The following is a 25581-nucleotide window of genomic DNA, read 5'->3' on the forward strand; positions in this document are numbered from 1 at the left end:
CTTTTTATAAGCGATAAGATTTTACTGCCTCTACAAAAGCAATAGCGTTTTCTACGGGCACATTAGGTAAGATACCGTGCCCTAAGTTAGCGATATAATGGTCTTTTCCAAAAGCATTTATCATCTCTTTCACCTTCTGTTTGATTTCGGCAGGAGGTGCTAAGAGTCGTGAGGGGTCGAAGTTACCTTGTAATACTTTTTTACCTCTTGTAAGTTCGCGCGCTATTTCAGGGGTGCACGTCCAGTCTACGCCCAAAGCAGCTACGTTAGAAGTCGCCATTTCAGGCAAAGCATACCAACAGCCTTTCGCGAAGACAATCACTTTGGTAAAAGGAGCAAGAGCTTCTACTATTTGGTTGAGGTATTGCCACGAGAATGTGCGATAGTCGTCAGGAGCTAACACTCCTCCCCAGCTATCAAAAAGCTGTACGGCATCTACCCCTGCTTTTACTTTTTCTTTCAGGTAAAGAATCGTTGTGTCAGTAATCTTTTGCAATAAGCTGTGTGCTACCGAAGGCTGCGTAAAACAAAGCTCCTTAGCCGTCGAAAAATCACGTGAACCTGAGCCTTCTACCGCATAACAGAAAATCGTCCAAGGCGAACCCGCAAAGCCAATTAAGGGCACACGATTGTTTAGCATTTGCTTAGTGAGCTTTACCGCCTCCATTACGTAGCCCAAACGCTCTTCAATATTAGGCACCATCACTTGTTCCACATCTTTAGCCGTACGGATAGGCTTTGGTAACCACGGTCCCACGCCTTTTTTCATCTCTACTTCTATATTCATAGCCTGAGGCACTACCAATATGTCCGAAAACAATATCGCAGCATCTACCCCTACTATATCTACCGGTTGTACGGTGATTTCCGCAGCCAGCTCCGGTGTCTGACAGCGCGTAAAGAAGTCGTATTTATCGCGTAAAGCTCTAAATTCGGGCAAATAGCGTCCTGCTTGACGCATCATCCACACAGGCGGTCGTTCAGTAACCTCACCGCTGAGTACTCTCAAGAATAAGTCGTTTTGTATCATATTTTAATTTACATAAAGAAGACTGCCCAAGAACAAAGTTCATTGGACAGTCGTTATAAAAGGAATAATAACTTTTAAATGCTTTTGATAATAGTAACAAAATCATCAGCTTTAAGGGCAGCTCCACCTATGAGTCCGCCATCTACATCTTCTTTTGCAAAGATTTCTTTTGCATTATCCGGTTTTACACTACCTCCATACAAGATAGATACTTTATCAGCAACCCCTTTGCCGTATTTGTCAGCAATAGTTTTACGAATAAAGTGGTGAATTTCTTGTGCTTGGTCAGGAGTAGCGGTTTCGCCTGTACCAATAGCCCATACAGGTTCGTAAGCCAATACAATATGTTGCCAAGCCTCAGCAGGCAAGTGGAACAAACCATTTTTGATTTGGCTACCTACCACATCAAAGTGCTTATTAGCTTTGCGGTCAGCTAACTCTTCACCAATACAGAACACTACACGCATATTGTGTTTAAGAGCTGTGTTCACTTTTTTAGCTAAACTCTCATCAGTTTCGTTAAAGTAAGCACGGCGCTCAGAGTGTCCTAAAATAGTAGTTTTTACCCCAATACTGCCTAACATTTCAGCCGAAATTTCTCCCGTGTAAGCACCGTTTTCAGCAAAGTGCATATTTTGCGCAATTACTTCGATGTGGCTACCTTTTACTGCTTCTACAGCTGGAATAAGGTTTACAAAGGTAGGGGCAATCATTACCTCAGCATTTGTTTGAGGTACTTTTTTCAATAGGTCGGAAATAAGTGCTAACGACTTGTTAAGGTCGTTGTTCATTTTCCAGTTCCCTGCTACAATTTTTTTTCTCATATAATGAACTTTTTATTTTCTAACTTCTCGGCAAAGATATAAATAATTTACCAATTAGCAAAATTACTGATGAACACTACTAACGAATTAACTAATTAGCTAATTTATATTGTTTCTAATAGAATATTGCCATATCTTTGCCTCGTCTTTTAAAAGCGATTGCTTTTCAAGCACAAAGTTGAACCATAAAGATTATTTAATTTAGAATTATTTTTGTCGGTAAGCGATGGGAATCTGCTTACCGGCTTTTTTATACGTTAAAGCGGAAGTGCATAATATCGCCGTCTTTCACGATATATTCTTTACCTTCCACGCGCATTTTACCAGCTTCTTTTACTTTAGCCTCACTGCCATAAGTAATAAAATCATTATAAGCGATTACCTCAGCACGAATAAATCCTTTCTCAAAATCGGTGTGAATTACCCCTGCGGCTTGAGGAGCAGTGTCTCCTTGATGAATCGTCCACGCACGCACTTCTTTTACCCCTGCGGTGAAATAAGTTTGTAGGTTCAGCAGGTGATAAGCTGCACGAATCAGTTTAGAGGCTCCTGGTTCTTCTAAACCTATATCCTCCAAGAACATTTGGCGTTCTTCGTAACTTTCCAATTCGGTGATGTCAGCTTCAGTGGCTACTGCCAATACAATCACTTCGGCATCTTCACCTTTTACGGCATCTTTCACTTGTTCCACATAAGCGTTCCCATTTTTAGCCGATTTTTCATCTACATTGCACACATATAGCACAGGCTTGGTAGTGAGCAGTTGGAAGCTGTCCAGCAATTCTTTTTCTTCATCGCTTACTTGCACGGCACGAGCCGAAACACCCGTGAGCAATGCCTCCTTTACACGGTTGAGCAAGTCCATTTCTTTCGCCGCTTTCTTATCGCCTGCTTTCGCTGCACGCGTTACTTTTTCCAAGCGTTTTTCAACCGTTTCAAGGTCTTTTAACTGCAATTCTATATCAATAGTTTCTTTATCGCGTATAGGGTCTACACTTCCATCGACGTGTACGATGTTGTCATTCTCAAAACAACGCAATACGTGAATAATCGCATTACACTCACGTATATTTCCCAAAAATTGGTTACCCAAACCTTCGCCTTTACTGGCGCCTTTCACCAGTCCAGCTATGTCTACAATCTCTACCGTTGCAGGCATTACACGCTCAGGTTTTACAAGGCTTTCGAGTTTCTCTAAACGGGGATCAGGTACGTTTACAACACCCAAGTTGGGCTCTATAGTACAAAAAGGGAAGTTAGCACTCTGTGCTTTAGCATTTGATAAACAATTAAATAAAGTAGACTTCCCCACGTTGGGCAGTCCTACAATTCCTGCTTTCATATATATTTATTGTATAATTTTAGGGTGCAAAAGTACGGTAAATAACAATAATGACAAATATTCTAATAATACTATTTTATCAATGAGGTAATTTCTTAATACTTCTCCTGTATTCCATCACCATCTCATCAATTACTTCTTTTACGCTTTGCACCTGGGTAATCAGACTCGCTACTTGTCCTATTTCCAACTCGCCTTGTTCTACGTCTCCTTCAAACATTCCTTGTTTGGTACGGCGATTACCTACTAAGGCTTTAAGGTTTTCGACAGTAGCTTGCTGAGTGTTGTAGAGCTCTTTTACCTCCTTATAGAAGCCGTTTTTAAGCAAACGTACAGGGGCTAATTCCTTCAACGTAAGTTCTGTATCACCTTCTTCGGCTGCTACTACTCTTTCTTTAAAATTAGGGTGTACAGAAGCTTCGGTAGTAGCCACAAATCTACTGCCTATCTGTACCCCTTCGGCACCTAAGGCAAGAGCAGCAAGCATTCCGCTACCTGTAGCAATTCCCCCTGCGGCAATGAGTGGAATATCTAATACTTTGCGTACAGCAGGAATGAGTACCATTGTGCTAGTCTCTTCACGTCCGTTGTGACCGCCTGCTTCAAAGCCCTCAGCTACCACAGCATCTACGCCGGCAACTTGGGCTTTAAGGGCAAACTTACTACTGCTCACTACGTGAGCTACTTTTATGCCTTCTTTTTGTAATAAAGACGTATAGGTAGCCGGATTTCCTGCCGAAGTAAATACAATCTTTACCCCTTCGCGCAAAATCACTTCAATAGCTTTGTCCATTTCGGGGTACATAATAGGAATATTTACCCCAAAAGGTTTATCAGTAGCCGCTTTACACTTACGTATGTGTTCTGCAAGAGTTTCGGGGTGCATAGAGCCTGCGCCCAATAGTCCCAAACCGCCTGCATTGCTCACTGCTGAAGCCAATCGCCAACCGCTTGCCCATATCATTCCTCCTTGAATAATAGGGTATTGAATATTAAAAAGTTCTGTAATACGTGTTTTCATTGTCTACAATTTAAGGTTTTTATTCTCATCGAACTCCCAAAAAGGATTATAAGCGACTTCAAACACATAACCGTCTAAATCTTTAAAGTAACCGCTATAGCCACCCCAAAATACTTTTTGAGCAGGTTTCACTATGGTAGCCCCTAGTTTGCTAACTTTGGCTAATACAGCGTCTACTTCCGCTTCTGAGGTAGCATTGTAGCTGATAGTCATTCCTGCAAACGAACTTGGCTCATAAGGCAAAGTAGTATCTTCTGAAAGTTCTTCTAAGGGGTAAAGCCCCAATACGATGCCTCCCAAAGGGAAAAGAGCATAGTCGTCCATACTTTTATCTGATTTTTGCCAACCTAAGCCTTCGTAGAAGCTAAGGGCTTTCTGAAAATCGCGAACGCCCAAAGTAATCAAAGTAAATTTTTGTCTCATACTATTGATTTGTTAAAAGTTCTTTCTCTTTTTTAGGTACTTTGGCGAGTACTTCTTCGTAAGAATGTTGTACCATTTCTTCAATAAGAGAGGGAGGAAGGCTCTCTACCAAAACTGTATTCCAAAGTTTTTTGTTTAAGTGATAGCCTGCTACAATCTTTTCAGGGTATTGCTCACGAAGCTCCAAAGCGCGCTCAGGGTTGCATTTGAGACTTGCCCTCAAAGGGACGCTTTCTAAATTCGTAAGCACGAATATCCTCCCACAAATGCGAAAAACCAATATGTCCTCGCCGAAAGGCATATCTTCAGTAGTATGTGGTAAGGACAAGCAAAAGTCTCTGAAAGTTTCTAAGTTCATTGTTTTAGGTAAGAGATAAGATAAAAGGGTTGCCTATGATTCAAGACAACCCTTTATTTTATACATTCATTTGTTAATTTACAAATATACTAATCAATTAAGCTTTTGAGGTAAGTGATTTGAAGAATACAAATCCAAAACCTAGGGTAAGCATACAGTGGAATGGGAACATACCAAAGTCGTTAAGACGAACGGCACTGTATAATCCAAAGAGGAAATACAACATTAGTAAGAATTCTACTATCATATTAGGCGATAGTTTGGTATTGATGTATTTGTTGTTTTTCCAGCTATCGGAGAGTGCATTGATATTGAATTTAGGGGTACGCACAAACTCACTGCGTTTACCAGTGTGTCCTTCGAGTACTGCAACAGTGTTATGGAAAGAGAAACCTAAGGCTACTGAGAAGAACGTTACAAACAGTTTGATGTAGTTTAAAAAGTCGTCGAAGGTCTTTCCTTGCAGGTTCTTATAAGTAAACCAATAGCAAATAAACAAGATAACAGTACTGATGATAAAGAAACTAGTAATGTGGAATATCCACGCTAAATGTCCGTATTGATTTTTGATGTACAACATAGGGATACTAAGAACTGATACCACAAATACCCATAAGAACATAGAGCTATTGAGGAGGTGCATTACCCCGTGAAATTTGGTTTTCCAACCTATGTTTTTAGCTGCTAATACACGGCTTACTGTTTTACGGAAGTTCTCAGCCCCTCCTTTGTTCCAACGGAACTGTTGAGAGCGTGCTGCTGAAATAACTACTGGAAGCTCGGCAGGCGTTTCTACATCTTCCAAATATTTGAATTTCCAATTTTTTAATTGAGCGCGATAACTAAGGTCGAGGTCTTCGGTAAGGGTGTCGCCTTCCCAGTTACCTGCATCGTAAATGCACGCTTTACGCCAAATACCTGCTGTACCGTTGAAGTTGATAAAATATCCTTTAGAATTACGCCCTACTTGTTCAAGAGTGAAATGGACATCAAGAGCGAGAGCTTGTATTTTAGTAAGGATAGAATAATTGCGGTTGATGTGCCCCCAGCGAGTTTGCACTACGCCTATTTCAGGGTCTTTGAAGTATACTACCGTACGTTTGAGCCAATCGGGTTGAGGCATAAAGTCGGCATCAAAGATGGCAACAAAATCACCTTTGGCAATAGCTAACCCTTCTTTAAGAGCACCAGCCTTAAAGCCTTCGCGATTGGTGCGACGAATGTGCTTAATATCCAAGCCTGTAGCTTGTAGTTCTTTAATGATTTCAGCGGTTTCAGCTACTGATTCGTCGGTAGAGTCATCGAGCACTTGAATTTCGAGTTTGGTACGAGGGTACTCCAATTTTGCGATATTTTCGAGCAAACGACGTACTACATACTTTTCGTTGTAAAGTGGTAGCTGGATGGTTACGTACGGAATCTCCTTAGGGTCAAGCAAGTTAAACTTAGGAGCCTCGTCGTTTTGTTTGCGATGTTTGAGATAGTTCAGTAGCAAACTAAGCATTGAAAGGCTATATAAGAAAATGCCTACTAATGCTGTACAATAGATAATAATAATCGCGTAATTGATAATTGTTGCCATAAATTATTGTTTTATGTTCTTTCTTTTAGATTTTGCAAATGTACGTGTTTTTTTGAAAACACCAAGCAAAAAAGAAATTATTTTTTAAGAAATCTCTCTTTTTTCTAAACTAATAAACTGTATATCAATAATTAGCTTCGAAGTTGTTTTATGACTGTACGCACTGATATAAAACCAATTTCTTCTTCTCGAATATCTTTAAGAGCTATCCACCGGAGTTCTTTTATTTCATCGGGGGCTACAATATGTACCTCTTCGGCTTTGAGCTCGCATTCAAAAAAGATATCCATAGTGCGGTAGGGTACATTTTTGTACAGATAATTATTGGGGTAGGTGGTGATGAAGCGCAGTTGCTCAGGTTTGATGATGAGTCCCATTTCTTCCTTTACTTCGCGACAAGCTGCTTCTTGAGCCGTTTCGTTGGGGTCGATAAAACCGCCTGGGAGGTCAAGTTTTCCTTTGTCGGGGTTCATATTACGGACTGTAAATAGTATTTTATCTTTATGTTTGAACACTACTGCTACCGCAGCGGCAATATTGTGGAAATAGGTAAAACCGCAATCGTGGCATAAAAAGCGCACGTTATTAGGAAATTCGATGTTTGTAGAAGTACAATTCGGGCAATGTTTAAATATGCTTTCCATAGTTTTTGGGTGTTTTCTAAAATTAGGTGAATGTTGAAATAACAGATTTTTAAGGTTAGAAAAATATTCTGATAACCTATCTTGGACAAACCTTATACGAATCTTGGACGAATCTTGGACGATAGCTATACCTGTGGTATAACTGTGTAAAGGGTGTTTTGTAGAAAAATTTTCTGCACCTTATAGGGATTCGCTTATAAAAATAACTTTTTGTACTTGTTGTCTTTTTTTATTAGGCGACAAATGTACTAAATTTTGTTATCTGAAAAAAATAATTTGTAAAAATAGTTTTTAATTGTTTTTTTAGTTGTACCTTTGCAGAGAAATTAAAAGCGTAATTCTATGGATATATTACTCAAGTCGGCAAAGATTATTGATGAAGAGAGTGCCTATCACGGTGCTGTAAAAGATATTTTAATTTCAGATGGGGTTATTAAGCAGATATCCAATCATATTGCTGCCGAAGGGGTAGATAAGGTGCTGGAAAACACTTGTATATCACAAGGTTGGACGGATAGCAGTGTTTGCTTTGGCGAACCAGGCTTTGAAGAGCGGGAGACCTTAGAGAATGGAATGCTTACGGCACAGAGAAGTGGTTTTACACACGTGCTCGTCAATCCGCTTACTCACCCCGTAGCCGACAACAAGCAAGCTGTAATGTATATCAAAGAAAAAACGAAGCATTTTGCTACTACCGCTCACCCTATTGGGGCATTAACGGTAGAGAGCAAGGGGGAATTTCTTGCCGAGCTTTACGATATGCAAAATGGAGGAGCTGTGGCTTTTGGCGATTATAAGAAGCCCATACACAACAGCAACCTGCTGAAAATAGCCTTGCAATATACACAGCCTTTCGGTGGCATTGTTATTTCTTTTCCTAACGATGCTAAAATTATGGGTAAAGGTGTGGTGAATGAGCATATAGAAGGCACACGATTAGGACTAAAAGGCATTCCTGCTTTGGCTGAAGAACTGTGTGTAGCGCGTGATTTGGCTATATTAGAATACGCAGGGGGGAAGTTACATATTCCTACTATATCCACAGCAAAATCGGTAGCGCTTATTGAGGAGGCAAAAAACAAAGGATTGGACGTAACTTGTAGCGTAGCTATCCATAATATTCAGTTTACTGACGAGGTTTTAGAAGGGTTTGATACCAATTACAAAGTGTTGCCCCCTTTGCGCGATACTGAAAATGTAAAGGAACTAAGAGACGCCTTACAAAGAGGAGCGATAGACTTTGTTACCTCTGACCATAATCCGTTGGACATAGAACTCAAATTTAAAGAGTTTGACCTTGCCTCGTTTGGAACTATTGGGTTAGAAAATGTGTGGGGTGTGCTGAGTCAGTATACAACTGTTGAGAAAGCGGTAACACTGCTTACCTCGGCTCGCAAACGTTTCGGGATACCTACTGCACCCATAGCTGAAAATACAGAAGCTGATGTTACTATCTTTACTCCCGAAGGAGAGACTGTTTTTACAAAAGAGATGATATTATCAGCTTCGAAGAATAGTGCTTTTATAGGAGCGACGATGAAAGGAAAAGTATTGGGGATTATTGCTCACAGACAAGCAATATTGAACGATGGAGTTTAAGAAATGTCTTACCTTTGTTATAGGGAGCTTGATTTTATTATTTACAAACTGTTACTTTAAAACAAAGAAAAAAACAATGGAAACACATAAAAAACTACCTTTAGAATACGTAATTCGCGAACCACAGGTAAGGACTAAACGTTCGCCTGTAATATTTATGTTGCACGGTTATGGGAGCAATGAGGAAGACCTTTTCTCCTTTGCCGATGAATTACCCAAAGAATACACGATTATATCATTGCGTGCGCCTTATAATTTAACCTCATTTGGTTATGCGTGGTATATGATTAACTTTGATGAAGACCAAGCCTATTGGAGCGATAATGAGCAGGCTATTGAATCGCGTGAGTTAATAATGAAATGTATTGATGAGGCTTGTAAGGTATATGATTTGGATACGAGAAACATAAACCTCTTAGGATTCAGTCAGGGGAGTATATTAAGTATGGCTATTGCGATATCTTATCCTAAGAAAATACGCAGAGTAATAGCACTGAGTGGTTACTTAAATGAGGATATCTTGAAAGACGGATATAAGAAAGAGAACCATTCGGCTACGCACTTTTACGTATCGCACGGCACCAGTGACCAAGTAATACCTGTGGAATGGGACAGGGAAACTCCTGAGTTTTTAAAATCGATAGGGGCTAAATGCACTTATGAAGAGTTTCCGATAGGGCACGGTGTATCACCACAAAACTTTTATTCATTCCGTGAATGGCTTAGTAAATATTGATTTATGGACAAAGCAACACTTAAATCAGAATATAATATATTCAAGCAAAAGGCTTATATTATTATCTATGGGACGAATACACGCTTAGGTAAACTATTTGACCTTGTGCTGTTGTCGCTCATTACTATCAGTGTGATAATGGTAATGCTTGAAACCGTAAAGGGTGTTGACTACCATTTGCACGGTTTGTTAGTGTTTATGGAGTGGGTGATAACCGTTTTCTTCTCACTTGAATATATCTTGCGTATTATTACCAATAAAAAGCCTTATAGATATATTTTTAGTATGTATGGCATTATAGACCTCATTGCTATTTTGCCGATGTACATATCGTTCTTCGCTCCTGGTGCAAAGGCAATATCAGTAGTGAGGGCTTTGCGCTTATTGCGTATTTTCCGTATCTTGGATTTAGCGAGTTTTATGAAGCAAGGGGAGGAGCTGAAAATGGCTTTGCGCACTAGCCGAGACAAAATTCTTATCTTCATTTATTTCATATCGGTGATTTGTATACTTTTAGGATCAGTAATGTATGTAGTGGAAGGACACCAGAACGGGTTTAGCAGTATCCCACGCGGTGTTTACTGGTGTATTGTAACAATGACTACCGTAGGCTTTGGAGATATAGCTCCGCAAACTACATTGGGACAGCTGATAGCTTCGTTTGTAATGATATTGGGTTATGGCGTTATTGCGGTACCTACGGGTATTGTTACTGCTGAATATACCCATATGAAAAAGAAACATTCTATTGAGGGGAGCAAAAAACAACACAAAGAGAATGAGGTTGCTGGAAAATTAGTTTGCAAACGATGTTCTTTTGATAAACATTTGCAGGGGGCTAAATATTGTAGCCAATGTGGTAGTGAGTTAATACTCCAAAAGAGCAATCACGATGAAGCATAAAAAAATACTTTTGAGTGTGGTAGGACCTACTGCTATTGGAAAAACGCGAATGGCTATAGCCTTAGCACAACACTTCGGTACTGAAATCATCTCTTGCGACTCACGTCAGTTTTTTAAGGAACTTTCTATAGGCACAGCTGTTCCTTCTCCCTATGAATTGGCTCAGGTAAAGCACCATTTCATTCAGCATAAATCTATTTTTGAGTCTTATTCGGTAGGTGATTTTGAGCGCGATGCTATTAGCTTGCTCAACACACTTTTTAGAACTCACGATGTGGTAGTAATGGTAGGAGGAAGTGGGCTTTATGCTAATGCAGTGCTCAGAGGATTAGATGATTTTCCTGAAACCGATGAACAGATAAGAAAAGAGCTGAATGCGCAGTATAAAGCAGAAGGCATTGTTTTTTTGCAACAAAAGCTAAAAACTTTAGACCCTGTGCAATACGAGAAAATAGATACAAATAATCCGCAACGAATGATACGCGCCTTAGAAGTGTGTATGGTAGCAGGGAAGCCTTATTCGTCTTTTTTAAACAAAAAAGAAACGATGAGAGACTTTGAGAGCATACAAGTAGGACTTACGGCAGAGCGAGAGGTGCTTTACAATCGCATTGATGAGCGAGTAGAGCAAATGCTTGAAGGTGGGTTGCTTATAGAAGCACAAGATATGTTTCGGCACAAGGAACTCAATGCTCTGCAGACAGTAGGCTACAAGGAGTTATTTGCTTTTTTTGAAGGGAAGACCTCGTTTGGCTTTGCGATAGAGGAAATTAAGAAGAACACCCGTCGATTTGCCAAGCGACAATTTACGTGGTTTCACAAAGATAGTTCTATACATTGGTTTGATTATAGGACAACGGTGGAGGAAGTTCTTCAGAAAACCACAATACCAGAAATGCCAATAATACCAAATTAATGACAATGCGAGATCGTAACACGACAGGCAGGTGCGAGCCACACAGGCAGTCGTAGCACGATAGGCAGATAGAGAAAGAACGAACAAAGAACGAACAAAGAACGAACAAAGAACGAACAAAGAACGAACAATAAACGAAGGGAAGGCGGAGTTAAAACAAACCTAAGAAGGAGGATAGAGGAAGATATTTTGAAGTAAAAAAGGTACGTTTGATTTGAGGAATGATAGAAGTATTGTAAAAAATATTATCTTTGCACCAAAATTTGTGATTGATAACTAATGAAAAAACTGATTTTATTAGCTTTTGCGCTACAGGCATTGCAATCTTGTAGTGTAACAAATACCTTTACATTTCATAAAGATGCTACCATTTCTACCGATATGGCAGTAGATATGAGTGAAATGCTTGCTATGCAAGCGAAGGCAAAACAAGGAGAAAACAGTTTGAAAAACGTGAATATGCCCGAATTTCCAAAAGAATGGCAATCGGTTTACGACTTTCAAAAAACAGTAGAAAAGGATAGCATTCCTGCTGATAAAGCTGAATTGCTGAAACGTGCAGCTATTAAAGGACTTTTTAAAGACAATAAGGAAGTAGGTTTTCAGGTTAGGTTCGACCATTTTGCGCCTGAAGAATACGCTTCTATCACCGCCGCTATTGGTAGAGGGACACGCAATAACAACCCTCTGAGTATTTCGGCTTTTAAATGGGACGGCAAGGAGTTGCGCCTCAATATCGCTGCTTTGGAACAAAATACAGATGACGAAGAGCAAGCAGAGCGCGTAGCACAGATGAAGAAGATGTTTAATATTGATATCAATAATACGCTTGTATTCGAGGGCAAAATAAAGAAGATAAAAGGCAAACACCCTTATATTGAGAAATTAGATGCTCATACCGTGAAAATTGATTTAAAAGCCACTGATGGCAAAAAGAAAAAGAGACGCGATAAAGAGATTACAATCGTTATCAAATAGTTCTTATCTCTTACCACTTAACTATTATTTAAAATGTTATATTATTTATTAGAATATCTTGAAAAATATTACGACTTTCCAGGGTCGGGGCTTTATAAATACTTATCGTTTCGAGCAGGCTTGGCTTTAATGCTTTCCTTGCTTATTTCTACCATATATGGGAAGCATATTATTCGCCTCCTACAACGCAAACAGATAGGCGAAACGGTGCGAGACTTAGGGCTTACGGGGCAGAATGAGAAAGCAGGCACTCCTACTATGGGGGGGATTATCATTATTTTTGCTACGCTTATACCTGTACTGTTGTTGGCTAAGTTAGATAATGTATATACCCTATTGCTACTCATCACTACTGTGTGGATGGGAGCTATTGGCTTTATCGACGATTATATCAAGACTTTCCGCAAGAATAAAGACGGACTGAAAGGACGTTTTAAAATATTAGGACAAATAGGCTTAGGAATTATCGTAGGGGCGACGCTCTATTTCAATGATAATGTAACTATTAAGAGTGAGAAAACAGGTATTGGACGAACACGTACTGAAGTAGTAGCAGAAACAGCCACAGAGAATTTTGTTCCAGAAGTGAAATCGACGAAAACTACTATTCCGTTTGTGAAGAATAACGAGTTTGACTATGCTGACCTCATTGCGTGGGCAGGAGATAATTATTATCATTATGTGTGGTTGGTATTTATTCCTATTGTGATTCTTATTGTTACAGCGGTTTCTAACGGAGCAAACCTTACTGATGGTATAGACGGATTGGCAGCGGGAAGCTCGGCTATTATAGTCCTAACATTAGGGCTATTTGCGTGGATTTCGGGTAACATTATCTTCTCAGAATATTTAAACATTATGTATATCCCAAGAGTAGGGGAGATGACGGTATTCATAGCAGCTTTTGCAGGAGCTTTGGTGGGATTTTTGTGGTATAATACCTATCCTGCCCAAGTGTTTATGGGCGATACAGGAAGTTTGACCATAGGCGGGATTATAGCTGTAATAGCCATAGCAGTACGCAAAGAACTCTTGTTGCCTGTGCTCTGTGGTATCTTCCTCATTGAAAACTTATCGGTGATATTGCAAGTGGTTTACTTTAAATATACGAAGAAAAAGTATGGTGAAGGTAGACGTATCTTCTTGATGTCGCCTTTACACCACCATTACCAAAAGAAGGGATATCACGAGAGTAAAATAGTGATGCGCTTTCTTATTGTAGGGATTTTCTTAGCGGTGATTAGCATTGTAACGCTAAAATTGAGATAAGAGCTCAATTAAAAGCTTGGATATATTGGAGAATAGAAATGTGAAAAGCGCCTAAATAATCTGATTATTTAGGCGCTTGACTTTTATATTGAAGTTATTGCGTCTTTGAGTTGAGCTAAGGCTTGCCTTACCACACTACGCGGACAAGCTAAATTGATGCGCATATAGCCATTGCCTTCTTCACCATAAATGCTACCGTCATTTAAGGCTAAGTGCGCCCTATTGGTACATAGAGCGACTATATCTTTTTGGTTGAGCTGTAACGCACTGAAATCAATAAACACTAAATAAGAGGCTTGAGGTATGATGACTTTTAGTTGAGGTATGTTTTCCTTGATATAACTTACCACTTCATCAATATTACCTTGAACGTAAGTGAGCATTTGTTGTAACCATTCTTCGCCTTTGTTATAGGCTGCTACAACGGTATTAAAAGCAAAGACATTGCCGGCAGCTAATTCGTTCCCTTCTACATAGCTTTCGAAGCGACGACGCAGAGTAGGATTAGCAATTACTGCATAAGAGGTAGCTAAGCCTGCCATATTAAAAGCCTTGCTGGGAGATGCAAATACAACGGAGTTCTGTTTAGCTTCTTCGCTTACTGAGGCAAACGGAATGTGCTCGTAGGGAAGTAAGGTAAGGTCGGCGTGGATTTCGTCAGCTACTATTATTACGTTGTTCTGAGCACAGATAGTTGCTACTTTTTTGAGTTCTTCGCGCGTCCATACACGTCCGCCAGGGTTATGAGGGTGACAGAAGAGGAAGAGTTTACAGCCTTTTATCTTTTTTTCGAAGAGTTTAAAATTGATATGATATTGCCCATCTTTCAGTTCTAATGGACAGTTTACTAATTCGCGATGGTTATTGCGGATTACCTGAGCGAAAGGATTATATACAGGTTGCTGAATCATCACCTTTTCACCACGCTGAGTAAATGCCTGTACTGCCATAGCCAAAGCTGGTACTACCCCAGGTACGAATGAAATCATTTCTTTGGTAATCGTCCACTTATGACGGCGCTTTTGCCAACTGATAATGGCTTCATACCAACTTTCGGGTTTCACTGTGTAGCCAAAGACTTCACATTCCATACGTTTTTTCATCACTTCCACTATGAAAGGAGGTGTTTTAAAATCCATATCGGCTACCCACATAGGGAGCAAATCGGTGCGTCCCCAGCGGGGGGCTAATGCCTCTAACTTGAGAGCATCGGTGTGTTTTCTGCAAACTACTTCGTCAAAATTATAATTCACTTTTTAATGATTAATGTTTAATGGTTAATGATTAATATGTTACGTGTTATCGGATATCTATTAGGAAACTCTTACTATTTGGGCACCGAGGGCTTTGAGTCGTCCGTCGATGTTTTCGTAACCACGGTCTATTTGTTCTATATTGTAAATGGTAGAGGTGCCTTTGGCTGAAAGAGCTGCAATAAGCAAGGCTATACCGGCACGAATATCAGGCGAGGTCATTAGGGTTGCGCGCAAAGGAGAACGGAAATCATTACCGATAACGGTAGCGCGGTGAGGGTCGCATAGTATAATTTTAGCACCCATATCTATGAGTTTATCGATAAAGAATAGCCTACTCTCAAACATCTTTTGGTGAATAAGCACTTCCCCACGTGCTTGGGTAGCGACTACCAGCACGATGCTGAGTAGGTCGGGGGTAAAACCAGGCCAAGGGGCATCGGCTACTGTTAGGATAGAGCCATCGATATAATTTTGGATTTCATAGCCGTTAGTATGAGCGGGGATATGAATATCGTCGTTTTTCTTTTCGAAGGTAATACCTAATTTCTGGAAGATAGTAGGCATAATACCCAAATGCTCCCAGCCTACATTCTTAATGGTAATTTCACTGCAGGTCATAGCAGCTAAGCCTATCCAACTACCTATTTCAATCATATCGGGGAGGATAGTGTGTGTACAACCCTCCAAGCGTTCTACCCCGTTGATAGTAACGAGGTTGGAACCGATACCTTGTATATCGGCTCCCATAGCGTTGAGCATATGGCAGAGTTGTTGTACATAGGGCTCGCAAGCTGCGTTATAAATAGTTGTAGTACCTTCGGCTAATACGGCAGCCATAATAATGTTGGCAGTACCTGTAATAGAGGCTTCTTCTAAAAGCATATAGCTTCCTTTTAGTTTCTTGGCTACTACGCTATAAGTAAAGTTATTTTCATCATATTCGAAGTGGGCACCTAATTTGATGAACCCTTCGAAGTGGGTGTCGAGGCGACGGCGACCTATTTTATCACCTCCCGGTTTAGGAATATAGCCTACTCCAAAACGTGTGAGCAGAGGACCTACTATCATAATAGAACCTCGCAGGGCTTGCCCTTCGGTATGAAAAGCCTCGGACTTTAAATAGTCTATATTGATATCGTCGGCTTGAAAGCTATAAGTGCCTTTCCCGAGCTTTTGGATTTTGACTCCTAAATTCTCGAGCAAAGAAATCAGTTTATTCACATCTTGAATATCGGGAATGTTGTGAATGGTAACTTTTTGGTCGGTGAGTAAAACCGCACAAAGTACTTGTAGTGCTTCGTTTTTAGCTCCTTGTGGTGTAATACTTCCTTTGAGGGTATGTCCACCTTCTATTTTAAAAACGCCCATTGTTATTTTTTTTATTGGTTGAGAATATTCTTTTAGCTTGCTGAGGTTGCGGTTGAGGAGTGCGTTTAGTTAGATTTTGCTTCGTGCGGATAAGGTCACGACTATTAGTAAGGTCTTCGTTAGCCTTTCTCAAATCAATTTGCCCGTTACTCAGTTCGTATAGATGTTCAAAAACTACGCTATCGTCTACGCTTTCCTTATTCCAAGTGAGGAAGCATTTCTTCATATGGTTAGCGATAGAATACTCTAAAGCTTCACGTAGGTCGCCTTTTTCCCAATTTACGCAAGTGTTTATCATACGAATAATTACGTTGCCGTAGAAGCGGTAGCGGGGATGTGCTTGAGGGTATCTAAGTCTTTCGGGATGTTTATGAAGTGTGGAAGGCGTGGGTTTTTCATAAGGAGAATCGACGTCCAACTGAAAATCGGACATTATAAAGAGCTGGTCCCAAAGTTTATGTTGAAAATCAGGGACGTCGCGCAAGTGAGGGAATAAGTTTCCCATTACGGCGACGATACTTCGAGCCGTTTTATTACGTGTATCGCGGTCTTTAAGGAGTACCGCTTTTTCTATCATTTTTTGGATGTGTCGCCCGTATTCAGGGATGATTAAGTGAGGGCGTTCGGTGTTATATTCTAAGGTCGTCATAATGATAATATTCCTTTTACTTTACCTGCTTCTTTGTAATAGACAATTACCTCATCGGGGTTTTTAACGGTAAGGCTTACCGAAACACCTGTGTACTTATCGTTAGACGATGGGCGTGTGGTGATTTCGGCATCGGTATTTTTGAATACCTCTTTGAGCTGATTGAGTTTGGCTTCATCAGTAGGTATTACGAATTTATAGAGATAACGAGTGGGGAAGAGCGAAGTCTCGATGAGTTCATTCTTTAAGCGCTCGTAAAATTCGGCTAATTCTTGTTCTGTTTTCATTGTAATATTTGCTTAATTATATGAAATGTAATATTGAGTGCAAAGGTACGAAAATAGTTGGAAAGAAAAAAGGAAAAGGTAAAAAAGTGTATTTAATGCCAATAATACTAATAATGCCAGAAATACCGATAATTAACTTTGCCAGTGGAAAATGAGAAAAATGAGGAAATGAGAGAATGAGGAAATGGGTAGTGATAAGAATGGTTTTTTGACAGGTCTGACTTGTCGGACAAATCGGGCTGGTTAGGGTTTTCGGAAGGAAACGAAAATTTTCAGAAGGAGACTAAGGGGGCTTTTGATGAAAAAAGGGTGTAATGAGGGTGGGGTTAGCTTATAGAGAGCTTATAGGAAGCTTATACGAATCTTGGACGATTGGTATAGAAAGGGTATATAAATAGTTGATTCATAATATCATACAACAAGGCTAAAAATGTTAAAAACGGGGTTTCGAGGCGAAAGAAAAGAAATCCTCACCCCGTCCCTCTCCCAAGGAGAGGGGGTGTAGTGACGAGTAGAGAGCGACGAAAAAAGGAGAATGTGGCGACGTAAAAGCGGAGGAAACCTCCCCCTTCTTACATACTCCGCTCTCGCGGTGTACATACCCAGCTATTGCTGGCTACCTCAGAGAGGGAGAATGTGGCGAGGGAAAAGTAAAGGTAAAATGGAGGTAAAATAAAAGAGGAAGGGATACAAGCTATTTGATTTTTTATTATCTTTGCGTGTTATAACTAAATAGAGCACTGATGAAAAGAATATTATTAGCGAGTACTTCTACTGTATATGGGGGTACTTATCTTTCTTATTTACAAGATGAATTGATTGATTTCTTTACAGGAATTGACGAAATATTGTTTGTGCCTTATGCACGCCCCAGTGGTATTACGCACGATGAATATACTCAGATTGCGCAACAGTTTTTCAATAGGGTAGGGAAGAGTATAGTGGGCTTACACACATTCGCTGACCCTAAAAAGGCTATTAGGCAGGCAAAAGCGATTTTTACAGGCGGAGGTAATACCTTTGTGCTGGTGAATCAGTTGTACGGATTGGAAGTGATGGACGTATTGCGTGAAGCAGTAGAAAAAGGGACGCTTTATATGGGAACAAGCGCAGGGAGCAATATCGCTGGACAGACAATGCAGACTACTAATGATATGCCTATTGTTTACCCGCCTTCGTTTAAAACCTTAGGGCTTATGCCTTTTAATATCAACCCTCATTACCTTGACCCAGACCCCCAAAGTAAACACAAGGGAGAAACTCGCGAAACGCGAATTAAGGAATTCCACGTTTTTAACGATACTCCTGTGATAGGTTTGCGCGAAGGTAGTTGGCTACGTGTGGAAGATGAGAAGGTTAGCCTTAAAGGCGATTTGACGGCTAGAATCTTCCTAAAAGAGCAAGAACCTTACGAAAGTACGGAAATTTTGTTGTAGGCAAAGGAAGGAATGTACTACACTTATAATCAGATTGTTATATAAGAGGTTTAACAAAAAAGAAGATTAGAAGGGAATATTTTTACGAAGAAAAAGTGTTATTTATTTTTGTAAATCAATTTTTTGTAATACTTTTGAGCCGTAAAAACACTTATTAGACATTTAATTATGAAATTTTACTTTTGTTTTTTAGCCTTATCATTGGCACTTGTAGCGTGTAACGACAATGGTAACCAACTCACTCCTGAGCAGAAAGAAGCAAAATTGCAACATAAGTTGGACTCGATAGCTGAAATAAAATTCTCGGAAATAGTGAAGGAAGACGTAGACTCTTATCCTATTTTTAGAGGGGTATGTGATACAGCAACGACGAAGATAGGACAGAAAGAATGTTTTGAGAGGACTTTTACAACCCTTTTTCAAGAGCGTTTGAAAAAAGCCCCTTATGAAGTAACAGAGCCTGTTACCGACCGTGTATTACTGAATATAAAAGTGGATAATACAGGTAAAATAGTGCTTATAGATATAGAAGCCAATGATAAGACAAAAGAATTACTAAGTACTGATAGTGAAACCTTTGAAGACTCATTGCGCGCTAATTTATCGGCGCTCTCAGAGCAAGATGCTATCGTACCAGCTACCAAGAATGGACTGAACGTGAGTACGCAATTTAATTTGCCTATTGAAATTAACGTTAAATAATTGGTCGTAGCTTTTGGAACGCATTATTTTAGGTATCGACCCAGGCACTACTATTATGGGGTTTGGGCTTATTCAGGTGGAAAGAGATACTATGAAGCTCTTACAGCTGAATGAGCTTCAACTTAGTAAATACAGCAATCACTACTTAAAACTAAGTGTGATTTTTAATCGCACTTTGGAGCTGATAGATACCTATAAGCCTGATGAATTGGCTATTGAGGCGCCCTTCTTTGGCAAGAATGTACAATCGATGTTGAAACTCGGAAGAGCGCAGGGAGTGGCGATGGCAGCGGGGCTATCGCGTGAAATTCCTATTACTGAATACGAACCTAAAAAGGTGAAAATGGCTATTACGGGTAATGGTAGTGCCTCCAAGGAACAAGTAGCCAAAATGCTTCAACAACTTCTGAATATAAAAGAACTCCCCAAACACTTTGACGCAACCGACGGTCTGGCGGTGGCTGTTTGTCACTTTTTTAACGGTGGCAAGTCGCAAAAACAACAAAGTTATAGTGGTTGGGACGCTTTTGTAAAACAAAATCAAGACCGTATAGGTTAAAAAATACTTCATTTTGTATAGCTTATACATTCATATTCCCTTTTGTAGGCGTGCTTGTTATTATTGTGATTTCCATTTTTCGACTACTCTGAAAAGAAAAGGAGAAATGGTAAATGCCCTTTGTGAGGAACTCATTTTGCGCAAAGGGGAAGCCGTAGGTAGTGAGTTACAGACAATCTACTTAGGAGGAGGGACGCCCAGTATCCTTTCGTATGACGAATTACAACAACTTTTTCGCACTATCTTCACACATTACAAGGTAAATACCACAGCTGAAATTACCTTAGAAGCTAATCCTGATGACTTTTTTAGAGCTACTTCTCCCGAGCAATTTTTGAAACAATTACGCTCTTTGGGTATCAATAGGCTCAGTTTGGGAGTGCAGTCGTTTTTTGAAGAGGACTTGCGATTGATGAATAGAGTGCATACGGTAAGCCAAGTAGAGACTTTATTACAGATAGCTCCACAGTATTTTAATAATATCACGATTGATTTGATTTACGGCATTCCCCAAATGAGTGAGGAACGCTGGCAGGAGAATATCAATAAGGCACTGTCTTTCGATATTCCGCATATCTCAGCCTATGCGCTTACGGTAGAAGAAAAAACAGCTTTGCACAAGTTTATTGCTACGGGGAAAATCGCACCAATAAGCGATGAGCAGGCTTACACTCACTTTCAAATGTTGATAGATACTCTGGAAGCAGAGGGGTTTATACAATACGAGTTTTCAAACTTTGGCAAAGAAGGATATTTTAGCAGGAATAACACGGCTTATTGGTTTGGCAAGCCCTATATGGGAATAGGTCCTTCAGCCCACAGTTTTAACGGGAAGGAGCGTAGTTGGAATATTGCTCATAACATTAAGTATATACAACAAATACAGCAGGGGATTTTGCCACAGGAAAAAGAAGAACTTACCCTTAATAACCGATATAACGAACTCATCATCACGCGTATACGCACGATGGTAGGGATTGATTTAGAAGAAGTGAGAACAGTATTTGGGGAAGGTTACCGCCAATATTTGTTACAACAAGCACAGAAGTACCTTGCCGATGAGCTTTTAGTTATAGAAGAAAACCATCTGAAAGTAACGCGCAAAGGCAGATTCCTCTCAGATGGTATAGCTTCGGATTTATTTAGGGTGGATGACCTCACTTAGTGGTTTGAAGGTAGGGTTTAGATTTCCGTCGATATGGTATTCCAAAAGTAGGTCACCCCACAATTCACCATCAGTAAATTCACAAATCACCCATTTTTCATTCAGTATTCTTATTTTATTAAACAAGAACTTCCCATTGCTTTCAGATTTGATGTAAGGGTTTTTAGTATCCTTTACGTTCATCTCCATTAAAGCATTGACAACAATTTGTGAAGGATTGTCAATTTTCAAATCTTCGAAATACTGTTGTGCTAATTCGTTTGTTTCGAGGCTGAAGTTAAGTGCTTCGATGCGTTGTTCATCGAGTTTCTTGATAGAATCGGTGAGTTTTGAAATCTTCTCAGCTGATTCTTTCATCGCTGTAACATTTGCATTGCTATCTGTTTGGTTGCAACCAGCTAAAAGGGCAAAGGCTCCTAAAAGCGTAATAAAAATTCGTTTATTCATTATGATAAGGTTTTTGTTCGCTTAGATTTAGCACTTTTACTTTGGGTTTTCGTCGTAAGTAAGCGTGCAAAAGGTGACGGTTTGTTAATGAATTGGGTAAAGGAGTGATGAGGTTTTGCAACATCTCTAATTGAGTAAGCTGGAAATTCAGATTAAAGAAGGCATAGCCTTGAATATTGCCGTCGACTACTAAAATAATGCTTTTCTCGCCGATTACTCTACCTTTATCTACAATAGCTACGTTTCGGTGCACAAGTCCGTATTTTGAAAGCACCTCAGAGGCGCGTGTGTTATACTCCTCAACGGTTTCGTTATTGAAATCTACTTCGTTTAAATGGTACTCTTCAGTGATTTGATTTAAAAAGTGCTGGGCTTGTTCTTTGGTTTCAAAAGTAGTGATAATTTCGTTTTGAGTGGATAATAATTCTATTGAAAAACAAAGATATCCCTTAGTATTAAAGTGAGAAGTGAGTGCATAAGTGATATTTATTTCTTTTTCAGGATTTCGCCTATTACATTTTGGGAGGTTGAGGTGTATTTCTTCTAACCTTTTTAAAGCAGCGATGAGTTCATTGCCTGTTTCTTGATAAGTAACTCGATAAGTATGACGTTGCAAGTATCTATCGCGTTTGGACGGAGAAGTGAAGAGCCTGTTTACTTGCTGTTTAATATTTTTGTGTTTCCCGATGTAAATGACCTTACCTTCTTCGTTATGCATATAAAAAATTCCTAATGTTTCAGGGAGAGTGTCGAGTATTTTCAGATGACGAGAAGCCATTTCTAAACGAATATCTTGCTTGACAGAGGTAGTAATGATATCCTTTTTGGTGTCCTTTTCGAGTAGGTATTTAAAGAGTTTTAGGGTAGCCAAGGCATCACCAGAAGCGCGATGCCGGTCGCTTACAGGAATACCTAAGGAGCGCACTAACTTACCTAAACTATATGATTCTTTATTGGGAATGAGTCGCTCGGAGAGTTCTACGGTGCAGAGCGTTGTACGGACAAAGTCGTATCCTAAGCGGCGAAATTCGGTTTGCAAGATGCGATAATCGAAGGCTGCATTATGACCTACGATAATGCAATCGGTGGTAATTTCGACAATGCGTTTGGCAACCTCATAGAATTTAGGGGCATTGCGCAACATTTTGTTGTTGATGCCTGTAAGTTTAGTAACGAACTCTTGAATGGGGCGTTCGGGGTTTATCAATGATATGAACTGGTCGGTTATTTCGTGTCCGTTGAACTGATAGATGGCGATATCGGTAATGCCCTCTTCATTGTATTTACCTCCTGTGGTTTCTATGTCGAGTATTGCGTACAAATGTTTAGGTGTTAGGTTTTATGGATTAGGTATTAGAAAAGAAAAAAGCAAAGAGGAAGGAAGGTCTTACTCTTTGCTTTTATAAGTTTGTTTAACTGATTAGCGAACTTCTTTAATACGGGCTTTTTTACCAGTAAGTCCTCTAAAATAGTAAATGCGAGCACGTCTTACTTTACCTTTTTTGTTTACTTCAATTTTTTGAAGGGCAGGCATATTGATAGGGAAGATACGTTCTACACCTACAGTTCCTGACATTTTACGAATAGTAAAAGTAGCGGTTACGCCGTGACCTTTGCGTTGAATAACAACGCCTTTAAAAAACTGAGTACGTTTTTTATCACCCTCTTTAATCTCGTAATACACAGTGATAGTATCACCAGCAGAGAAATCGGGGAAGTCTTTTTTTTCGATAAAGTTGTCTTGTACGTACTTTAATAATGGTTCCATAAAAAATATAAATAATTATGTTATCAATGGGCAACATTCACGACTCTCGCCAGAGGTTACTCCAAATCGGGGGCAAAGGTAGTACTTTTTTTTGAATTAGCAAGATACCTGTAAAAGAAAAATTTTGTAATATGCTAATGAGATGTGATAAGTTACTTAAAAAAGCAAATGTACTACTGGGGGTGCTAATACAGCGGTAAAGATGCCGTTAAAAATCATTCCTAAACTAGCATATACCGCATATTTTTCACTTAGGTTGAACGCCGCCATAATACCCAAAGCGTGAGAAGCAGTACCTAATGAAATACCTTTAGCCATAGGGCTTTTGATGCGAAACCAATTCAGGAAGGTAATACCAAAAAGATTCCCTAAGAAACCAGTGGTCATTACCGCCATTACTGTAATAGGTTCAATACCATTGAGCATACGCGATACTTCCAACGCAATGGGGGTAGTAACCGATTTAGGGGCTAATGAAATGGCGATATCGTCTTCGAGCCCTAACCATTTGGCTACCAAACAAACTGTAAGCACCCCTACTAAACTACCTACAAACTGAGAGAGCACTAAGGGTATCAGCTGTTTTCTTATCTTAGAGAGCTGTAAATACAGAGGTACCCCTAAGGCTACAATAGAAGGTTTGAGCCAAAAATCGATATACTTACCGGCTTCTTCATATTTTTGAGGAGAAATACCAAAGATTATTAGATAAGAAATAAGCACTAAAACAGTGATTAATACTGGATTTAAAAAAACCGAATTATATTTGCGTTGCAAAAGTAATACCCCGTAATAGAGGATAAAAGTAATAGCCAAAAGGAAGGCTTCGTTTTCTACAAAAGGTTTCATTATTTTAATTTTTTACGGAAGAATTGATATACGTGACCAGTTATAACAATCACTACTACGGTACTGATGATAATAGAAAGGAAGATAGCTAAAAAGTTTTCACCTATCTGTTTAAAGTATGCCATAATGCCAATACTTGGGGGTACGAAAAACAATCCTAAATTAGAAATTAATAAATCTGAAAGAGCTTTTATAGACTGTAATTTCACCCAACCAAGCTCTAAAAATAGGGTGAGAAAGAGCATTCCTATGATACTTGAAGGAAAAGGAATGTGTGTGAGAGCAACGATGAGTTCTCCTAAGCCTAAACAGCCGAAAACGATTGCAAAATAACGTATTAACATAATAATTTTGTACTTAAAAAACGGTTGCAAAAGTACTATTTCTTTTTTTAATAGTGTTAAAAAAAATATAAAAATTTGCTTGTTATATATTTTTTTATCTACATTTGCGGAGTAAAAAAACATAAGTTATGAGTAATAATTACGACAAACCTATTTTTATGGACTCAGCGTCCAATGGTACAGATGGAGGACAATCGTATCCTTCATACCCCAATGATGATGACAGACCGAGAGGTGGTGTTTTATCGAAAATTTTAATTGCTATTTTGGCTTTGGTAGCAGGAGGTTTAGGTTATTATACCTATTCTCTTAACAAAAACAAAGAGGCAACGGAAGCAGATCTTAACTCTCAGAAAGAGCAAGTGCTTAAAGATTTGAACGCTTTGAAAGGAAGCTACGACAAAGTAGTGGACGATAACAAAAACGTGAATCAGGATTTGCTTGATGCGCGTGACAAGATTGGTAAGTACATCGATTCATTGCAGAATATGAAACTTAATGTTTCGGCATTGGCTCGTTTTAAAAACCAAGCGTTTGCTCTTGCCAAAGAGCGTGATTTCTTAATCAGAAAGAACGACTCATTGGCACGTGCCAACACTGCTATCAGAAAGGATTTAGACAGTGTGTCAGTAAAATTAGACGACACAAGTGCTAAAGCCGATTCACTTGCTCGCCAAGCTAATAGCTTAAAGAAAGTGGTAGAAGCCGGTTCTGCACTTCAAATTAGCAAACTTACAATAGAAGCTGTAAAAGGCACTAAGAACAAAATTACCGAAAGAGGTCGTGCAGCTGAGAAATTAAGAGTTTGCTTTACTGTAGGAGCTAACAGAATAGCAAAATCAGGCTCAAGATACTTCTATGTGAAAGTAGTTTCACCATCGGGAGTTACCTTAGGAGCTAACGACTCTACCTCAGAAGGAGAAAACACAGTGAATTATAGTACAGCTACTCACTTCATCTACGACAATAAGAATGTGGATGTGTGTGACTTTATCAGCAGAACAGGAAAAGAGTTTGATAAAGGCACTTATAAAGTAACTGTTTATGATGACCGCCTCAACGAAGTAGGTTCAGCAAATTTATTATTGAAATAGCAGTTTCTTAATATAAAAATAAAAACAGTTCC

The 25581-nt window shown here is 39.4% G+C and carries 28 protein-coding genes; 11 read left to right on the forward strand and 17 right to left on the reverse strand.

Features of this window, described 5'->3' with window-relative positions:
• Nucleotides 1–4 precede the first annotated feature (4 nt).
• From hemE to HMPREF1528_RS07335, 8 genes are all read right to left on the reverse strand, one after another.
• The gene (hemE, locus tag HMPREF1528_RS07300) at nt 5–1030 is read right to left on the reverse strand and encodes a uroporphyrinogen decarboxylase (RefSeq protein ID WP_016479242.1); all 1026 of its coding nucleotides are present in this window, start codon (nt 1028–1030) and stop codon (nt 5–7) included.
• Between the two features lie 74 nt (nt 1031–1104).
• On the reverse strand, nt 1105–1854 hold the full coding sequence (gene tpiA / locus HMPREF1528_RS07305) for a triose-phosphate isomerase (protein ID WP_009420925.1): 750 nt from the start codon (nt 1852–1854) through the stop codon (nt 1105–1107).
• 250 nt (nt 1855–2104) lie between these two features.
• On the reverse strand, nt 2105–3196 hold the full coding sequence (gene ychF / locus HMPREF1528_RS07310) for a redox-regulated ATPase YchF (protein WP_002672862.1): 1092 nt from the start codon (nt 3194–3196) through the stop codon (nt 2105–2107).
• A gap of 79 nt (nt 3197–3275) precedes the next feature.
• On the reverse strand, nt 3276–4217 hold the full coding sequence (locus HMPREF1528_RS07315) for an NAD(P)H-dependent flavin oxidoreductase (protein ID WP_016479243.1): 942 nt from the start codon (nt 4215–4217) through the stop codon (nt 3276–3278).
• A gap of 3 nt (nt 4218–4220) precedes the next feature.
• Complete coding sequence (locus tag HMPREF1528_RS07320; protein WP_016479244.1) at nt 4221–4640, reverse strand: VOC family protein; 420 nt, start codon at nt 4638–4640, stop codon at nt 4221–4223.
• Between the two features lies 1 nt (nt 4641).
• The gene (locus tag HMPREF1528_RS07325; RefSeq protein WP_016479245.1) at nt 4642–4998 is read right to left on the reverse strand and encodes an MmcQ/YjbR family DNA-binding protein; all 357 of its coding nucleotides are present in this window, start codon (nt 4996–4998) and stop codon (nt 4642–4644) included.
• A gap of 97 nt (nt 4999–5095) precedes the next feature.
• Nucleotides 5096–6580 (reverse strand): cellulose synthase family protein, encoded by a 1485-nt coding sequence (locus tag HMPREF1528_RS07330; RefSeq protein WP_009410730.1) that lies wholly within the window; start codon nt 6578–6580, stop codon nt 5096–5098.
• Nucleotides 6581–6711: 131 nt separating this feature from the next.
• A complete protein-coding gene (locus HMPREF1528_RS07335; RefSeq protein WP_016479246.1) occupies nt 6712–7224 on the reverse strand; it encodes an NUDIX hydrolase in 513 nt (170 codons plus the stop codon).
• A gap of 342 nt (nt 7225–7566) precedes the next feature.
• Here HMPREF1528_RS07335 and HMPREF1528_RS07340 point away from each other — a divergent pair, with 342 nt between their 5' ends.
• The 6 genes from HMPREF1528_RS07340 to mraY all read left to right on the forward strand — a co-directional run bounded on the left by HMPREF1528_RS07340 (nt 7567) and on the right by mraY (nt 13625).
• A complete protein-coding gene (locus tag HMPREF1528_RS07340) occupies nt 7567–8823 on the forward strand; it encodes a dihydroorotase (RefSeq protein ID WP_016479247.1) in 1257 nt (418 codons plus the stop codon).
• Nucleotides 8813–9559: an alpha/beta hydrolase gene (locus HMPREF1528_RS07345; RefSeq protein ID WP_034567948.1), complete on the forward strand. Its 747-nt coding sequence runs from the start codon at nt 8813–8815 to the stop codon at nt 9557–9559. Before HMPREF1528_RS07340 ends, HMPREF1528_RS07345 begins: the two co-directional genes overlap by 11 nt.
• 3 nt (nt 9560–9562) lie before the next feature.
• The gene (locus HMPREF1528_RS07350) at nt 9563–10462 is read left to right on the forward strand and encodes an ion transporter (RefSeq protein WP_016479249.1); all 900 of its coding nucleotides are present in this window, start codon (nt 9563–9565) and stop codon (nt 10460–10462) included.
• A complete protein-coding gene (gene miaA, locus HMPREF1528_RS07355; RefSeq protein WP_016479250.1) occupies nt 10452–11378 on the forward strand; it encodes a tRNA (adenosine(37)-N6)-dimethylallyltransferase MiaA in 927 nt (308 codons plus the stop codon). Before HMPREF1528_RS07350 ends, miaA begins: the two co-directional genes overlap by 11 nt.
• A 279-nt stretch (nt 11379–11657) precedes the next feature.
• Nucleotides 11658–12356 carry a hypothetical protein gene (locus HMPREF1528_RS07360; protein WP_016479251.1) on the forward strand — a complete coding sequence of 233 codons (699 nt, stop codon included), beginning with the start codon at nt 11658–11660 and terminating at the stop codon, nt 12354–12356.
• Between the two features lie 33 nt (nt 12357–12389).
• Entirely contained in the window at nt 12390–13625 is a 1236-nt protein-coding gene (mraY, locus tag HMPREF1528_RS07365) for a phospho-N-acetylmuramoyl-pentapeptide-transferase (RefSeq protein ID WP_016479252.1), read from the forward strand.
• 83 nt (nt 13626–13708) lie between these two features.
• Here mraY and HMPREF1528_RS07370 read toward each other — a convergent pair whose 3' ends face one another.
• From HMPREF1528_RS07370 to HMPREF1528_RS07385, 4 genes are read right to left on the reverse strand one after another with little or no spacing between them, the layout of a single operon-like run.
• On the reverse strand, nt 13709–14878 hold the full coding sequence (locus HMPREF1528_RS07370; RefSeq protein ID WP_016479253.1) for a MalY/PatB family protein: 1170 nt from the start codon (nt 14876–14878) through the stop codon (nt 13709–13711).
• A 60-nt stretch (nt 14879–14938) separates the two neighbouring features.
• The gene (gene murA, locus HMPREF1528_RS07375) at nt 14939–16249 is read right to left on the reverse strand and encodes a UDP-N-acetylglucosamine 1-carboxyvinyltransferase (RefSeq protein WP_016479254.1); all 1311 of its coding nucleotides are present in this window, start codon (nt 16247–16249) and stop codon (nt 14939–14941) included.
• Nucleotides 16236–16898: a DUF4290 domain-containing protein gene (locus HMPREF1528_RS07380; protein ID WP_002672843.1), complete on the reverse strand. Its 663-nt coding sequence runs from the start codon at nt 16896–16898 to the stop codon at nt 16236–16238. Before HMPREF1528_RS07380 ends, murA begins: the two co-directional genes overlap by 14 nt.
• Entirely contained in the window at nt 16895–17185 is a 291-nt protein-coding gene (locus HMPREF1528_RS07385; RefSeq protein WP_002672841.1) for a DUF493 family protein, read from the reverse strand. Before HMPREF1528_RS07385 ends, HMPREF1528_RS07380 begins: the two co-directional genes overlap by 4 nt.
• Before the next feature lie 743 nt (nt 17186–17928).
• Here HMPREF1528_RS07385 and pepE point away from each other — a divergent pair.
• The 4 genes from pepE to hemW all read left to right on the forward strand — a co-directional run bounded on the left by pepE (nt 17929) and on the right by hemW (nt 21047).
• Nucleotides 17929–18621: a dipeptidase PepE gene (pepE, locus tag HMPREF1528_RS07390; protein ID WP_016479255.1), complete on the forward strand. Its 693-nt coding sequence runs from the start codon at nt 17929–17931 to the stop codon at nt 18619–18621.
• 168 nt (nt 18622–18789) lie between these two features.
• Nucleotides 18790–19323: a hypothetical protein gene (locus HMPREF1528_RS07395; protein ID WP_002672833.1), complete on the forward strand. Its 534-nt coding sequence runs from the start codon at nt 18790–18792 to the stop codon at nt 19321–19323.
• A gap of 13 nt (nt 19324–19336) precedes the next feature.
• Nucleotides 19337–19882 (forward strand): crossover junction endodeoxyribonuclease RuvC, encoded by a 546-nt coding sequence (gene ruvC / locus HMPREF1528_RS07400; RefSeq protein WP_002672831.1) that lies wholly within the window; start codon nt 19337–19339, stop codon nt 19880–19882.
• Between the two features lie 13 nt (nt 19883–19895).
• Nucleotides 19896–21047, forward strand: a complete 1152-nt coding sequence (hemW, locus tag HMPREF1528_RS07405) for a radical SAM family heme chaperone HemW (RefSeq protein ID WP_084667258.1) — start codon at nt 19896–19898, stop codon at nt 21045–21047.
• Here hemW and HMPREF1528_RS07410 read toward each other — a convergent pair.
• The 5 genes from HMPREF1528_RS07410 to HMPREF1528_RS07430 form a co-directional block, all read right to left on the reverse strand.
• Nucleotides 21021–21494, reverse strand: a complete 474-nt coding sequence (locus tag HMPREF1528_RS07410; protein ID WP_016479257.1) for a hypothetical protein — start codon at nt 21492–21494, stop codon at nt 21021–21023. The two genes, hemW and HMPREF1528_RS07410, sit on opposite strands and share 27 nt — an antisense overlap.
• On the reverse strand, nt 21487–22815 hold the full coding sequence (locus HMPREF1528_RS07415) for an exonuclease domain-containing protein (protein ID WP_016479258.1): 1329 nt from the start codon (nt 22813–22815) through the stop codon (nt 21487–21489). Before HMPREF1528_RS07415 ends, HMPREF1528_RS07410 begins: the two co-directional genes overlap by 8 nt.
• A 99-nt stretch (nt 22816–22914) precedes the next feature.
• On the reverse strand, nt 22915–23262 hold the full coding sequence (gene rplS / locus HMPREF1528_RS07420) for a 50S ribosomal protein L19 (protein ID WP_002672812.1): 348 nt from the start codon (nt 23260–23262) through the stop codon (nt 22915–22917).
• A gap of 156 nt (nt 23263–23418) precedes the next feature.
• Nucleotides 23419–24111 carry an LrgB family protein gene (locus tag HMPREF1528_RS07425; RefSeq protein ID WP_002672811.1) on the reverse strand — a complete coding sequence of 231 codons (693 nt, stop codon included), beginning with the start codon at nt 24109–24111 and terminating at the stop codon, nt 23419–23421.
• A complete protein-coding gene (locus HMPREF1528_RS07430) occupies nt 24111–24455 on the reverse strand; it encodes a CidA/LrgA family protein (RefSeq protein WP_009410752.1) in 345 nt (114 codons plus the stop codon). Before HMPREF1528_RS07430 ends, HMPREF1528_RS07425 begins: the two co-directional genes overlap by 1 nt.
• Before the next feature lie 128 nt (nt 24456–24583).
• On the opposite strand from HMPREF1528_RS07430, the gene HMPREF1528_RS07435 reads away from it, so the two are divergent.
• Nucleotides 24584–25549 (forward strand): hypothetical protein, encoded by a 966-nt coding sequence (locus tag HMPREF1528_RS07435; protein ID WP_002672807.1) that lies wholly within the window; start codon nt 24584–24586, stop codon nt 25547–25549.
• Nucleotides 25550–25581 lie beyond the last annotated feature (32 nt).

The organism is Capnocytophaga sp. oral taxon 336 str. F0502 (assembly GCF_000411575.1).
Lineage (GTDB): Bacteria > Bacteroidota > Bacteroidia > Flavobacteriales > Flavobacteriaceae > Capnocytophaga > Capnocytophaga ochracea.

Excerpts from the sequence above, each read along its gene's own strand:
- rplS (WP_002672812.1), bottom strand. The coding sequence starts at position 23,262 with ATGGAACCATTATTAAAGTACGTACAAGACAACTTTATCGAAAAAAAA.
- HMPREF1528_RS07325 (WP_016479245.1), bottom strand. The coding sequence starts at position 4,998 with ATGAACTTAGAAACTTTCAGAGACTTTTGCTTGTCCTTACCACATACT.
- HMPREF1528_RS07380 (WP_002672843.1), bottom strand. The coding sequence starts at position 16,898 with ATGACGACCTTAGAATATAACACCGAACGCCCTCACTTAATCATCCCT.
- HMPREF1528_RS07350 (WP_016479249.1), top strand. The coding sequence starts at position 9,563 with ATGGACAAAGCAACACTTAAATCAGAATATAATATATTCAAGCAAAAG.
- hemE (WP_016479242.1), bottom strand. The coding sequence starts at position 1,030 with ATGATACAAAACGACTTATTCTTGAGAGTACTCAGCGGTGAGGTTACT.
- mraY (WP_016479252.1), top strand. The coding sequence starts at position 12,390 with ATGTTATATTATTTATTAGAATATCTTGAAAAATATTACGACTTTCCA.
- HMPREF1528_RS07385 (WP_002672841.1), bottom strand. The coding sequence starts at position 17,185 with ATGAAAACAGAACAAGAATTAGCCGAATTTTACGAGCGCTTAAAGAAT.
- HMPREF1528_RS07330 (WP_009410730.1), bottom strand. The coding sequence starts at position 6,580 with ATGGCAACAATTATCAATTACGCGATTATTATTATCTATTGTACAGCA.
- HMPREF1528_RS07320 (WP_016479244.1), bottom strand. The coding sequence starts at position 4,640 with ATGAGACAAAAATTTACTTTGATTACTTTGGGCGTTCGCGATTTTCAG.
- tpiA (WP_009420925.1), bottom strand. The coding sequence starts at position 1,854 with ATGAGAAAAAAAATTGTAGCAGGGAACTGGAAAATGAACAACGACCTT.
- ychF (WP_002672862.1), bottom strand. The coding sequence starts at position 3,196 with ATGAAAGCAGGAATTGTAGGACTGCCCAACGTGGGGAAGTCTACTTTA.
- murA (WP_016479254.1), bottom strand. The coding sequence starts at position 16,249 with ATGGGCGTTTTTAAAATAGAAGGTGGACATACCCTCAAAGGAAGTATT.
- HMPREF1528_RS07335 (WP_016479246.1), bottom strand. The coding sequence starts at position 7,224 with ATGGAAAGCATATTTAAACATTGCCCGAATTGTACTTCTACAAACATC.
- HMPREF1528_RS07435 (WP_002672807.1), top strand. The coding sequence starts at position 24,584 with ATGAGTAATAATTACGACAAACCTATTTTTATGGACTCAGCGTCCAAT.
- HMPREF1528_RS07430 (WP_009410752.1), bottom strand. The coding sequence starts at position 24,455 with ATGTTAATACGTTATTTTGCAATCGTTTTCGGCTGTTTAGGCTTAGGA.
- HMPREF1528_RS07425 (WP_002672811.1), bottom strand. The coding sequence starts at position 24,111 with ATGAAACCTTTTGTAGAAAACGAAGCCTTCCTTTTGGCTATTACTTTT.
- HMPREF1528_RS07315 (WP_016479243.1), bottom strand. The coding sequence starts at position 4,217 with ATGAAAACACGTATTACAGAACTTTTTAATATTCAATACCCTATTATT.
- pepE (WP_016479255.1), top strand. The coding sequence starts at position 17,929 with ATGAAAAGAATATTATTAGCGAGTACTTCTACTGTATATGGGGGTACT.
- HMPREF1528_RS07345 (WP_034567948.1), top strand. The coding sequence starts at position 8,813 with ATGGAGTTTAAGAAATGTCTTACCTTTGTTATAGGGAGCTTGATTTTA.
- HMPREF1528_RS07410 (WP_016479257.1), bottom strand. The coding sequence starts at position 21,494 with ATGAATAAACGAATTTTTATTACGCTTTTAGGAGCCTTTGCCCTTTTA.
- HMPREF1528_RS07360 (WP_016479251.1), top strand. The coding sequence starts at position 11,658 with ATGAAAAAACTGATTTTATTAGCTTTTGCGCTACAGGCATTGCAATCT.
- miaA (WP_016479250.1), top strand. The coding sequence starts at position 10,452 with ATGAAGCATAAAAAAATACTTTTGAGTGTGGTAGGACCTACTGCTATT.
- HMPREF1528_RS07395 (WP_002672833.1), top strand. The coding sequence starts at position 18,790 with ATGAAATTTTACTTTTGTTTTTTAGCCTTATCATTGGCACTTGTAGCG.
- HMPREF1528_RS07340 (WP_016479247.1), top strand. The coding sequence starts at position 7,567 with ATGGATATATTACTCAAGTCGGCAAAGATTATTGATGAAGAGAGTGCC.